At 68.9% G+C, this 11,842-nt stretch carries 10 protein-coding genes; 6 read left to right on the plus strand and 4 right to left on the minus strand.

Annotated features, from left to right (window positions below; genetic code table 11):
* The first annotated feature begins 241 nt into the window (after positions 1-241).
* The 3 genes from BM133_RS00575 to BM133_RS00585 are packed head-to-tail and all read left to right on the plus strand — an operon-like array spanning position 242 to position 3,754.
* Entirely contained in the window at positions 242-1,045 is an 804-nt protein-coding gene (locus BM133_RS00575; protein ID WP_093430903.1) for an SDR family NAD(P)-dependent oxidoreductase, read from the plus strand.
* Between the two features lie 25 nt (positions 1,046-1,070).
* A complete protein-coding gene (locus BM133_RS00580; RefSeq protein ID WP_093430904.1) occupies positions 1,071-2,207 on the plus strand; it encodes a DUF5938 domain-containing protein in 1,137 nt (378 codons plus the stop codon).
* 5 nt (positions 2,208-2,212) lie between these two features.
* Complete coding sequence (locus tag BM133_RS00585; RefSeq protein WP_093430906.1) at positions 2,213-3,754, plus strand: acyl-CoA synthetase; 1,542 nt, start codon at positions 2,213-2,215, stop codon at positions 3,752-3,754.
* 57 nt (positions 3,755-3,811) lie between these two features.
* On the opposite strand, the gene BM133_RS00590 is transcribed toward BM133_RS00585, so the two are convergent.
* Entirely contained in the window at positions 3,812-4,651 is an 840-nt protein-coding gene (locus BM133_RS00590; RefSeq protein ID WP_093430907.1) for a hypothetical protein, read from the minus strand.
* 195 nt (positions 4,652-4,846) lie between these two features.
* Here BM133_RS00590 and BM133_RS00595 point away from each other — a divergent pair, with 195 nt between their 5' ends.
* A complete protein-coding gene (locus BM133_RS00595; protein WP_093430909.1) occupies positions 4,847-5,500 on the plus strand; it encodes a DUF1345 domain-containing protein in 654 nt (217 codons plus the stop codon).
* Between the two features lie 109 nt (positions 5,501-5,609).
* On the opposite strand, the gene BM133_RS00600 is transcribed toward BM133_RS00595, so the two are convergent.
* From BM133_RS00600 to BM133_RS00610, 3 genes are all read right to left on the minus strand, one after another.
* Positions 5,610-6,542, minus strand: a complete 933-nt coding sequence (locus BM133_RS00600; protein ID WP_093430910.1) for a DMT family transporter — start codon at positions 6,540-6,542, stop codon at positions 5,610-5,612.
* Positions 6,543-6,666: 124 nt separating this feature from the next.
* Positions 6,667-7,164 carry a methylated-DNA--[protein]-cysteine S-methyltransferase gene (locus BM133_RS00605; RefSeq protein ID WP_093430912.1) on the minus strand — a complete coding sequence of 166 codons (498 nt, stop codon included), beginning with the start codon at positions 7,162-7,164 and terminating at the stop codon, positions 6,667-6,669.
* Between the two features lie 6 nt (positions 7,165-7,170).
* Positions 7,171-8,775, minus strand: coding sequence for a DNA-3-methyladenine glycosylase 2 family protein (locus BM133_RS00610; RefSeq protein ID WP_093430913.1), 1,605 nt, complete (start codon positions 8,773-8,775; stop codon positions 7,171-7,173).
* A gap of 111 nt (positions 8,776-8,886) precedes the next feature.
* Between BM133_RS00610 and BM133_RS00615 the strand changes: the two genes are divergently transcribed.
* Both BM133_RS00615 and BM133_RS00620 read left to right on the plus strand, forming a co-directional pair.
* Positions 8,887-10,269, plus strand: a complete 1,383-nt coding sequence (locus BM133_RS00615; protein WP_093430915.1) for a phosphomannomutase/phosphoglucomutase — start codon at positions 8,887-8,889, stop codon at positions 10,267-10,269.
* Positions 10,270-10,277: 8 nt separating this feature from the next.
* Entirely contained in the window at positions 10,278-11,669 is a 1,392-nt protein-coding gene (locus BM133_RS00620; protein ID WP_093430916.1) for a 3-deoxy-D-manno-octulosonic acid transferase, read from the plus strand.
* The last annotated feature ends 173 nt before the right edge of the window (positions 11,670-11,842 follow it).

Below are 11,842 nucleotides of genomic sequence, written 5' to 3' on the forward strand. Positions count from 1 at the left end.
GCGCGGCGTGTTTCTTTACCCGTTCATGTGACGTCATTTCGAGCCCGGCCGCATGGATGCCGGCCGCCGTGTTTCCTGATGATTGCAAACCATAGCACGCATGCGGGAGAAGCCCCACATCCTGTGACGTGCATGTCATTTTATGAAATCTTGACACTCGTCAAAGAAAAACTTGACACCCGTCAAGTCGATTTCTAGGATGCCTCCTCCATCTCGACAACATATCTACAGGAGACAAGTGATGGCCAAGTTCGACTTGAAAGGGCGCAAGGCCCTGGTGACCGGTGGTGCGCGCGGCATTGGCGCGAGCATCGCCGAAGCGCTGACTCAGGCAGGCGCCTCGGTGATGATCGGCGACGTGCTCGCCGACGTCGGGCGCGAAACGGCAAAGAGGCTTTCCGCCTCCGGCGCCACGGTGGGATTCGTTCCGCTCGACGTCACGAAGGACGCCGACTGGGCCGCCGCCGCGGAGACCACGGTGAAGGAGCTCGGCGGCTTCGACATCCTGGTCAACAACGCCGGCATCGAGATCACCTCGCTGGTGATCGACGTCGACGGCGACGACCTGCGCCGCATGCTTGACGTGAACGTGGCCGGCACCCTGCTGGGCATGAAGCACGCGTTCCGCGCGATGCGGCCCGGCGGCAGCGCGGGCGGCGGCGGTGCGGTGGTGAACATCGCATCGGTCGCGGCCACCATCGCGTTCCCTGCGATCGCCGGTTATTCCGCCACCAAGTCCGCGGTCGATCGCGCCACGCGCGTGGCCGCGATGGAGTCCGGCAAGCTGGGCTACGGCGTGCGCGTGAACTGCATCTACCCGGGCCTCGTGCCCACCGACATGGGCATGAAGCTCGCGAGCGACATCGTGGCCGCGGGGCTTGCGCCCAGCGTCGAGGCCGCGGTCGGCGACGTGATCGGCCAGACCCCGCTCGGGCGCCTGGGCGAAGTCGGCGACATGGCCGACGTGGTGGTCTTCCTCTGCTCCGACGCTGCCCGGTTCATCACCGGTGCGGGCCTCGCGGTGGATGGCGGCATGGGCATGTGACCGGTCATCAAAAGGAGAGACAAGAATGAGCAGCAGCAAGAAGAAACCCGTCGTCGTCTACGGTGCCTCCGGCTACACCGGCCGCCTCGTGTGCGAGTACCTGCGCGAGTACAACATCCCCTTCATCGCCGCAGGCCGCAGCAAGGAGAAACTGGACGCGGCAATGAAGTCCAACGTGCCCGGCATCGAGACCGCGCGCTATGAAGTGGTGGAGGTGTCGCATTCGGTGGAGGCGCTCACCGAGCTCTTTACCGGCGCTTCGGTGGTGCTCAACACGGTGGGGCCTTTCGCGAAGTTCGGCCCCGAGGTCGTGCAGGCTTGCCTGGCCGCCGGTTGCCACTACACCGACACCACCGGCGAGCAGGACTGGCTCATCACGCTCGAGCGGGAATACGGCGACAAGTTCGCCGCCGCGGGCCTCCTGCTCTCGCCTGGCCTCGCGCAGATGTACACCACCGGCGAGATCGCCGCGCAGCTGTGCCTGGAGACGCCCGGCCTGGACACGCTGGACATCGCCGTGTTCTGGGGCGGCAGCCCGACGATCGCATCCACGCAGACCATCCTCGTGAACGCGGCCACGTCCAAGGCCTACTACCTGGAGCAGAACGAGTACGCCGAGTGGCAGCCCGACGCGGGCCTCTACCACCTGTCGATTCCCGGGCAGCACGAGGCGGCGCTGGCGCTGCCCTGGGGCGGCACTTCGCACCCGGTCTGGTTCAAGCGCGATCCGCGCGTGGCGAACGTGAAGGTGCTCGGCGGGGTCTTCAACAAGGCGCTGATGCAGGGCGTGCCGCTGATCGTGGCCGCCGCGCTCAAGGCCACCGAGGGCATGAACGAGGAGGACCGCTATGCCGCGCTGGCCGAGACGGCGGCGGGCGTCATGAACACCATGCCCCCGCGCGAGAACCCGCGCATCAACAAGTCCGTCGATTCGGTGCATGCCTCCGGACCGCTGGGCCGCATGCACTGCGTGATCTTCGGCAACTGCAACTACAAGCAGACCGGTTTGTTGCAGGCCTATGCGGCGGCCTCGCTGCTGCAGCAGGCGCCGCGGCGCGCCGGCTTCGCCTCGGGTTGCCAGGCCTTCGGGCATCGCGAATTGCTGGGCGCGCTGCGCAGCTTCGGACTCGTGCAGGAACCCCTGCTCACCCGGATGGGGTGACGGCGATGCGCCTGGTCGACTACCTGGACAAGGGCGCCCAGTCGGGCGTCGACGCGCCGTGCCTGTGCATGGGTGACACGCGGCTTTCGTACGGCGACGTGCAGCGCCTGAGCCACCGCGTGGCCCGCGCGCTGCAGCGCAGCGGCGTGGCACCGGGCAGCAAGGTGGCGGTGCTGTCCGGCAACGACCCGGTCGCCTTCGCCTGCGTGTTCGGCGTGTCGCGCGCCGCGGCGGTGTGGTGCCCGATCAACCCGCGCAACGAGGCGGCCGAAAACCGCTTCGTGCTCGACGCCTTCGACTGCAGCTGCCTGATCTTCCACAGCAACTACGCGCCGCTGGTCGAGCAGATGCGCGCCGACCTGCCCAAGGTGAAGACGCTGGTGTGCCTGGACCAGGCGATGCCGTATGCACCGTCGCTGGACCAATGGCTTGCCGGCACGGACGACGCGCCGATCGACGTGCCCGTGATCGACGACGTCGCGATGATCGCCGGCACCGGCGGCACCACCGGCCAGCCCAAGGGCGTGATGCTCTCGGGCCGCAACCTGGAGACCATGTCGGCGCTCACGCTGATGGGCTACCCGTTCGAGGGCCGGCCCGCCTACCTGGCGCTCGCGCCGCTCACGCATGCGGCCGGCGTGCTGTGCCTGCCGGTGATGGCGCTCGGTGGGCAGGTGGTCATCATGCCCAAGCCCGATCTGGCCGAATTCCTTGCGCTGATCGAGCGCCACCGCATCACCCACACCTTCCTGCCGCCGACGCTGATCTACATGCTGCTGCAGCATCCGCAGCTGGCCGCGACGAAGCGCGATTCGCTGCAGTGCTTCTGGTATGGCGCGGCGCCCATGTCGGCCGCGCGGCTCGAGGAGGCGCTGGAAAAAATCGGCCCCGTCATGGCGCAGCTCTTCGGCCAGACCGAGGCGCCGATGATGATCTCGATGATGTCGCCGCAGGCGCATTTCAACGCCGATGGAACGGTTGCACGGCAACGCCTTTCCTCGGCGGGCCGGCCCGGCCCGCTGGTGCAGGTCGGCGTGATGAACGGCGACGGCGCATTGCTGCCGACGGGCGAGAGCGGCGAGATCGTGGTGCGCGGCTCGCTCGTGATGCTCGGCTACTACAAGGACCCGAAGGCCACTGAGGAGGCCTCGCGCCACGGCTGGCACCACACGGGCGATATCGGCTACCTGGATGCCGACGGCTTTCTCTACATCGTCGACCGTGCCAAGGACATGATCATTTCGGGCGGCTTCAACGTCTACTCCGCCGAAGTGGAGCAGGTGCTGATGCAGCACCCCGACGTGCAGGACAGCGCCGTCGTCGGCCTGCCCGACGAGAAGTGGGGCGAGCGCGTGGTGGCGGTGCTGCAGCTGCATGCCGGCCGCCAGGTGGATGCCGAGGACATCAAGGCCTTCGTGAAGGCGCGCATCGGCAGCGTCAAGGCACCCAAACAGGTCGAGGTGTGGGCCAACCTGCCGCGCTCCAAGGTGGGCAAGGTGCTCAAGAAGGAAGTGCGCGCGTCGCTGCTGCCGCCTCAGTCGCGCTGACTGCGGTGACTGCGCCGAGCGCGGCGGGGAGCGACGCGACCGGGTGCACCGTGCGGGTCAGAAGCGCGCCTTCAGGAAGGCCGAAGGGCCTTGCAGCCGCACCTTGAGCCGCGAGTCGGCCGAGTCGCTGTCGCGTGTGAGGTCGATGTTGGTCACGCCATAGGAGACCACCACGCCCACGTTCTTCACCGGGAACCACTCGACGCCGGCCGCGGCGTTGTAGATGTTGCCGTGGAAGCGGCCGCTGCTCTTCCAGACGCCCGAGGCATCGGCGAACAGGCGCAGGTCGGGCGTGATCGCATGGCGCACGCCGATCTCCAGCAACGGGGCGATGGCGTTGTCGCTCGAACTCTGGTTCAGCGTGCCGACCTGGCCGTTCACCGAGACCAGCGCGCTGGCGCCCAGCGTCGCGCGGTAGTAGGCCGCGCCGGCGCCCAGGCCGAACACGGTGTTGCCCGAGCCGAGCCACCACTTGTAGGAGAGCTTGGCGAAGTCCAGCTTGGTGTTGAAGTTCGCGTTGCCGATGGCGCTGAGCGTGCCGAAGGGGCCGAGCGAGGTGTTGTTGCTGAACTGGCCGTCGTAGTCGCGCTTGTACTGGTAGTAGTCGAACGAAATGCCCTGGCTGTCGCCCAGCAGCAGGTCGGCGGTGATGCGCGGCATCGTCACGCGGCCGGGCTTGATGTCGCCCGAATCGAGCGAGCCGTAGGGCGTGGCCACTGAGGCGTTGAATTTCGGATCGGCACTGAAGGCGCCCACCGAGAAACTGAACCGGTCCAGCGCCGGCGAGGGGTCGGCCAGCGCCGGTGCGGTGGCGAAGAGCAAGCCGGAACCGACAAGCGCGCCGAGGGCGCCGAATCTGACCGTCCAGTCGAACGGGCGGGAGCGAAGCGACAGCATGAGAATCCTTCAGAACAAAAAAAGCCTCGGGCAGATCGCGTGGCGCAGCGTCATGGGCTGCGAATGGATACCTCGGGGCCAGGCTCCCTTGAACCAGCCGTACCTTAGTAAGGCGGCCCGGCGCCTCGCATGCGCCGAATGCGGGTCTTCGTGTAGGAATTTCTTGATCGCGCGAGGCCGGCGCTACAGTGCCGCATGCGCAAACACCTCTCCACGACCACCGGCCCGCAGCGTCTTCTCTATGGCACGGTGGTCGGTGTCGCGGTGGCGCTGGCGCCGTGGCCTGTCGGCGGCATGTCGCGCGGGCTGGCGGGGTGGTGCGCCGGGGTGCTGGTCTACCAGGTGCTCACCTGGTGGCTGATCGAGACCTTCGATGCGCGGCGCACGCGCGAGCGCGCGCAGTCGCTGGACCAGCCCAACCTGATGATCCTGGTGTCGATGCTGGTGGTGGTGGCCGTGAGCGTGATCGCCATCGCGATGCTGCTGCAGCAGGTGAAGCAGCTGACCGGCTGGGAGCGTGCCGGCCACGTCGTGCTCGGCGTGATCGCGCTGGCCGGCTCGTGGCTGATGATGCACACGATCTACGCCTTTCACTACGCGCACCGCTACTACATCGACCAGAAGGGCGGCTCGCCCGACGGCGGGCTCGACTTCCCGGGCAAGGACGAGCCGGACTACTTCGACTTTCTCTACTACTCGTACGTGATCGGCATGACCTCGCAGGTGTCCGATGTGCAGGCCACCTCGCGCGAGATGCGGCGCATCACGCTGATCCACAGCGTGCTGGCCTTCGCGTTCAACATGCTGGTGCTGGCCTTGTCGGTCAATGTGGTGGCCGGCGCCATATAGGGCTCGCCCCCAGGCTGCGCGCACTTCGTGTCGCTTCGCCCACCCCCTGCCGGGGGCGGGCCGGCCGCTTCGGGCGGCCGTGCGCGGTGGCCCCCCGCGAAGAAGAAAGTCAGGCCGTCTTGGGCTTGGGGCCGAGCCGGACGATGCCCGTGGAGAGCGCCACGCCGCACACGATCACCACGGCGGAAATCAGCATCCACTGCGTGATGTTCTCGCCGAGGAACACCGCGCCGTAGAAGAGCGCGAACACCGGCACCAGGAAGGTCACGGTCAGCGCGCGTGCCGGGCCGGCGCGCTCGATCAGCCGGAAGAACAGGATGTACGCCACGCCCGTGCAGGCGATGCCCAGCGCCAGCAGCGCGAGCCACGCGCGCAGGCTCGGCATCTGCGCGGGCCAGAGCCAGATGGCGGGCAGGGCAAGGAAGAGCGTGGCGCCCAGCTGGCTGCCCGTCGCGGTGGCCAGCGGCGGCACGCCGCCGAGATACCGGCGCGTGGCGCTGGCCGAGATGCCGTAGCACAGGCATGCGCCCAGGCATGCCATCACCGCCCACAGCGCGGCATTGCCGCTGGCGCCCGCGTGCAGGCCGGCGCTGCGGCTCGCGAGCATTGCCACGCCGGCAAAGCCGATGACCAGGCCGGCGATGCGCGAGCCGTTCGGGCGCTCGCGGAACCACGCCCAGGCCACCAGCGCGCCGAACATCGGCACGGTGGCGTTGATCACGGCGGCCAGGCCGGAGTTGATGGTCAGGAGCGCAAAGCAGAAGAGCGCGAACGGCATCCCCGAGTTGAAGACGCCGACCCCGAAGGTGGCCTTCCAGTGCGTTGCAATGGCCGGCCCCTGCCCGCGCAGCAGCGCGATCGGCAGCAGGAACAGCGCGGCGATGGCCACCCGCACGGCGGCCGTCGGCAGCGCGCCGAACTCGGCCGCCCCGATGCGCATGAAAAGAAAGGACGCTCCCCACAGCGCGCCGAGCAGTACGAGGTCGATGAGCCAGGGCTTGGCGGTGCTGGTGGCGATGTTGTTCTGTGTTGTCGTGTTCATGCGTCTCTCATGGTTCCAGGGCCCCTTCCGGAAACACCGCGGAACCGGCTTTGCCGGGCCGCAGGTGTTGCCCCCGGAAGGGAAGGCGTAGCGACACGAAGTGCGCGCAGCCTGGGGGCGAGCCTTACCTTGCGCCTTCCAGCTCCAGAAGGGCGGTCTTGCGGTCAAGCCCGCCAGCGTAACCGGTCAGCGAACCGTCGGAGCCGAGCACGCGGTGGCAGGGCACGATCACGCTGATCGGGTTGCGCCCGACCGCCGCGCCCACCGCGCGCACCGCGGCCGGGTTGCCCACGTGCGCGCTGAGCGCGCCGTAGGTCATGGTCTTGCCCGCGGGAATGCCCAGCAGCGCCTGCCACACGCTCTGCTGGAAGGCGGTGCCGTGCGACAGGTCCAGCGGCATGTCGAAGTCGCCGCGCTTGCCCGCGAAGTAGTCGCGCAGCTGCGTGCCGGCCTCGACGAGCGCGGGGTGGTCGTCTTTCGCGATCCAGCCCGTGGTGTCGGGCCAGTGGCGCTGCTGGTCGAACCAGACGCCGGCCAGGCCCTGGTCGGTGGCCGCCATCGTGATGCCGCCCAGCGGCGTGTCGATGTGCGAGGTGTAGATGGTCTTGCTCTTGAACTTCATGACATTTCAGGCGGTGAGGCCTGCCGTTGTGATGCTGGAAGAATCTGCTGCCACTTGCGCGGCAGCCGTGGAAGGAGAAGAGGGCGAGGGCGCATGCCATGCACGAAGCACCGCGTAGCTGCGCCAGGGCCGCCACGCCTGCGACGCCTCGCCGGCCGCGCGCGCGGTGGTCACGCCCAGCGCCTTCTGCAGCGCGATATCGCCTGCGGGAAACGCATCGGGCCATCGCAAGGCGCGCATCGCGATGTACTGCGCGGTCCAGGCGCCGACGCCGGGAAGCTCCTGCAGCGCGGCGATGGTCGCGGGCACGTCTGCGCCCGCATGCAGCGCCAGCTTGCCGTCGGCGACTTCGCGCGCGATGGCCTGCAGCGCGGCCTGCCGCTGCCGCACGATGCCCAGTTGTCCGAGCGCATCGCCGCTGGCCGCAGCAATGGCCGCCGGCGTGGGGAACAGCCTGTCCAAACCGTCGATGGGCGTGGCGATGGGTTCGCCGAACGCCTGGACCAGCCGCGAGCCCAGCGTGCGCGCCGCGGCCACCGTGATCTGCTGGCCCAGCACCGCGCGCACCGCGAGCTCGAAGCCATCGACCGTGCCTGGCACGCGGAGGCCGTCGCCGTGCGGAAAGGCCGCGTGCAGCGCGGCGTTGATCGCCATCGGTTCGGCATCCAGGTCGAGCATGGCGCGGGCGCGGCTGATGACGATCGGCAGCACCGCGGCGAGCGAATCGCTGACCGACAGCAGCATCTGCTCGCGTTCGATGTCGAAGCGCAGCTGCAGCCAGCCGGCGTGTGCCTGCCCGCCTTGCTGCACGCGCAGCGTGCGGGCCAGGCGCACGAAGGTCGGCGTGCTGCCCTTGGCCGGTTCCTTGCCGTCGGCCGTGGTCGCCCTCTCGATGCCACGCAGGGCGCGGCGCGCGAAGAAGCCGAGCATCGCGTTCACGTCGTAGGGCGGGCGAAAGCCCAGGCGCACCTCGATGGCCTTGCCGTCGCCGTCCTTGGCGCCGCCCGCGCGCCGCAGCGCGCTCGGGTTGAGGCCGTAGTGCTCGACGAAGGCCGCATTGAAGCGCCGCACGCTCGCAAAGCCGCTGGCCAGTGCCACTTGCGTCATCGGCAGGCGGGTGTCGGCGATCAGCTGCTTGGCGGCCAAGAGGCGCCGCGTCTGCAGGTATTGAAGCGGGGAGACGCCGAACTGCGCCTCGAAGATGCGCCGCAGGTGCCGGTCGCTCACGCCCAGGCGCGCCGCGACTTGCGCCGCACCGGGGCCGCTGTCGTCGCCGTGGACCCATGCATCGGGCTCGTCGATCAGCCGTGCGGCCTGCAGCGCGAGGATGCGCGAGGCGTCTTCGGTGGACCAGCTCGCCGCGCGCGGCGCCAGTTCGGGCCGGCAGCGCAGGCACGGGCGAAAGCCCTCGGCCTCGGCCTGCGCCGCATGCACGAAGAACCGGCAGTTCTCGCGCCGCGGCAGCTTGACGCGGCACACCGGCCGGCAATAGATGCCGGTGGAGGTCACGGCGGTGAAGAACGACCCGTCGAAGCGCGCATCGTGCGTCTTCATCGCCAGGTAGCAGGCGTCGCTCTGGAGCGCTTCAGAGGGGGCGTGGGTGGAAGGCATGGGCAAATGATACGGTTTCGCCCCGTTTCAACTGGCCGTTTCCGGACATGTGGGCAGGCGGGGCGTTGCCTACAATGCCCCGTTCCAAGAACCAACAGGGAAACGCCTTTCATGCAGCTCAGCGCGTCGATCTTCAAGGCCTATGACATCCGGGGCGTCGTGCCCGTCACCCTCGATGCCGAGGTGGCAGAAGCCCTCGGCCGCGCATTCGGCAGCGCCGCCCGCGCCGCCGGCGAGAAGGCCGTGGCCGTGGGTCGCGACGGCCGCCTGTCGGGGCCCGCACTGGCCGAGGCGCTGATCAAGGGCCTGGTGGCCACCGGCGTCGAGGTGATCGACGTGGGCGCGGTCACCACGCCCATGCTCTATTTCGCGGCCCACACGCTGTGCACGAGCGGCATCCAGGTCACCGGCAGCCACAACCCCAAGGACTACAACGGCTTCAAGATGGTGCTGGCCGGCCGCGCGATCTACGGCGACGAGATCCAGGGCCTGCGCAAGACGATGGAAGACGGCACCGCCAGGCTCGCACCCGGCGGCAGCGTGCGCAAGGTCGATGTGACCGACGCCTACGTCCAGCGCATCGCGGGCGACATCAAGCTGGCGCGCCCCATGAAGATCGTGGTCGATTCGGGCAACGGCATCGCGGGCGCGACCGCTCCCGCCATCTTTCGCGCCATCGGCTGCGAAGTGGTCGAGCTCTTCAGCGAGGTCGACGGCGATTTCCCCAACCACCACCCCGATCCGAGCAAGCTGGAAAACCTCAAGGACCTGATGGCCGAGCTGGCCAAGGGCCAGGCCGAACTGGGCCTGGCCTTCGACGGCGACGGCGACCGCCTGGGCATCGTCACCAAGGACGGCCAGAACATCTTCCCCGATCGCCAGATGCAGCTGTTCGCGCAGGACGTGCTCTCGCGCGTGCCGGGCGGCACCATCGTCTACGACGTGAAGTGCTCGCAGCGCCTGGCGCCGGCCATCGAGGCCGCGGGCGGCAAGCCGCTGATCTACAAGACCGGCCACTCGCTCATCAAGGCGAAGATGAAGGAAATCGATTCGCCGCTGGGCGGCGAGATGAGCGGCCACATCTTCTTCAAGGAGCGCTGGTTCGGCTTCGACGACGGCACCTATGCCGGCTGCCGCCTGCTCGAGATTTTGAGCAAGAGCCCGGATGCGAGCGCGGTGCTCAACGCGCTGCCCACCAGCTTCTCGACCCCCGAACTGAACGTGGCCTGCGCCGAAGGCGAGCCGCATGCGGTGGTCGACACGCTCGTCAAGAGCGCCAGCTTTGCCGCACCCGCCAAGGTCTCGACCATCGACGGCCTGCGCGTGGACTGGCCCGATGGCTTCGGGCTGATCCGCGCTTCCAACACCACCCCCGTGCTCGTGCTGCGCTTCGAAGGCCAGACCGACGCGGCGCTGCATCGCATCGAAGCCGAGATGCTGGCGCTGCTGCGCACGGTCAAGCCCGACGCCAAGCTGGCCGAAGCTTCCCACTGACACCCCCTGTGCGTTCCCTGCTGCTGCGCCTGTACGGCGCCTTCACCACCGTCGTGCAACCGCTGGTGCGCCGCAAGCTCAGGCGCCGCGCGGAGGCCGAGCCCGGCTATGCCGTGGCCGTCGAGGAGCGCTTCGGCCAGTACGACGAATCCATCACCGGCGAGGCCCAGTGCTGGGTGCATGCCGTGTCGCTCGGCGAAACCCGCGCGGCCGCGATCCTCATTGCCGAACTGCGGCGGCAGTACCCGGGCATTCCGATCCTGCTCACGCACGGCACCGCCACCGGTCGCGAGGAGGGCGCCAAGCTGCTGGAGCCCGGCGACACGCAGGTCTGGCAGCCGTGGGACACGCCCGGCGCCGTGGCGCGCTTCCTGGACCGCTTCAAGCCGCGCATCGGCGTGCTGATGGAAACCGAGGTCTGGCCCGAGATGGCCGCGGCCTGCGCCGAGCGCCGCATTCCGCTGGTGCTGGCCAATGCGCGGCTGAACGAGAAATCGCTGGCCGCCGCCGAGCGCCTGGGCTGGCTCGCGCGGCCCGCGTACTCGGCCCTTGCGGCCGTGTGGGCGCAGACCGAGGCCGACGCGCACCGGCTGGTGTCGCTGGGCGCCAAGGTGGCCGGTATCTACGGCAACCTCAAGTTCGACGCGACGCCCGACGCGCGGCAGCTCACCGCGGCGACCTCGCTGCGCGAACGCCTGCCCAAGCCGATGGTCGTGCTCGCGAGTTCGCGCGACGGCGAGGAGCGGCTGCTGCTCGAGGTGCTCAAGCGCTTCGGCGCCACGTCGCCCGTGCCGCCCGAGCAGGGCGCGATCCGCTCGATCGCCAAGCGCGTGCACGACGTGCAATGGATGATCGTGCCGCGCCATCCGCAACGCTTCGACGAAGTGGCCGCGCTGATCGAATCGCAAGGCTTCGCGGTGGCGCGCCGCAGCGCGGCCGGCCAGCCGACGGACGCGGAGATCTGGCTGGGCGATTCGCTGGGCGAGATGGCGCTGTACTACGGCCTGGCCGACGTGGCGCTCCTGGGCGGCAGCTTCGAGCCGCTGGGCGGGCAGAACCTGATCGAGCCGGCCGCGTGCGGCTGCCCGGTGGTGATGGGCCCGTCGACCTTCAACTTCGCCGAGGCCGCGCAGCTGTCGCTCGCGGCCGGCGCCTCGCTGCGCGTCGAAGGCATGGAGCAGGCGGTGACGGCGGCGCTCAAGCTGGTCGAAAACCCCGAGCGCCGCGCGGCGATGGCACAGGCCGCGCTGGCGTTCTCGTCGTCGAACCGGGGCGCGGCCGAACGCACGGCGGCTGCCGTGCTGGCCATTGCGCAGGCGGCGGAGCCCGCAGAGCCTGCGATGGTGGAAGGCGTGCCGATGGGCGACGAACCGCAGCGGGCGGAACCTACGCTCGACTGATCTCCGCCCGGCGGCGGTATCGAATTTTTCACGGATCGGCCTGGTAGTTGAAAGCCAGGCCCGTCGACCCGGGTTCCGGGTGACGATTGTTCGCAGTGTGATCAGCGCAGCCCTCGCAAACTGCCTCGACCTATTTCCTTGCCATGGAAGCCGTCGATGCCCTGCATGCGCCC

Source organism: Variovorax sp. 770b2, assembly GCF_900115685.1.
Lineage (GTDB): Bacteria > Pseudomonadota > Gammaproteobacteria > Burkholderiales > Burkholderiaceae_C > Variovorax.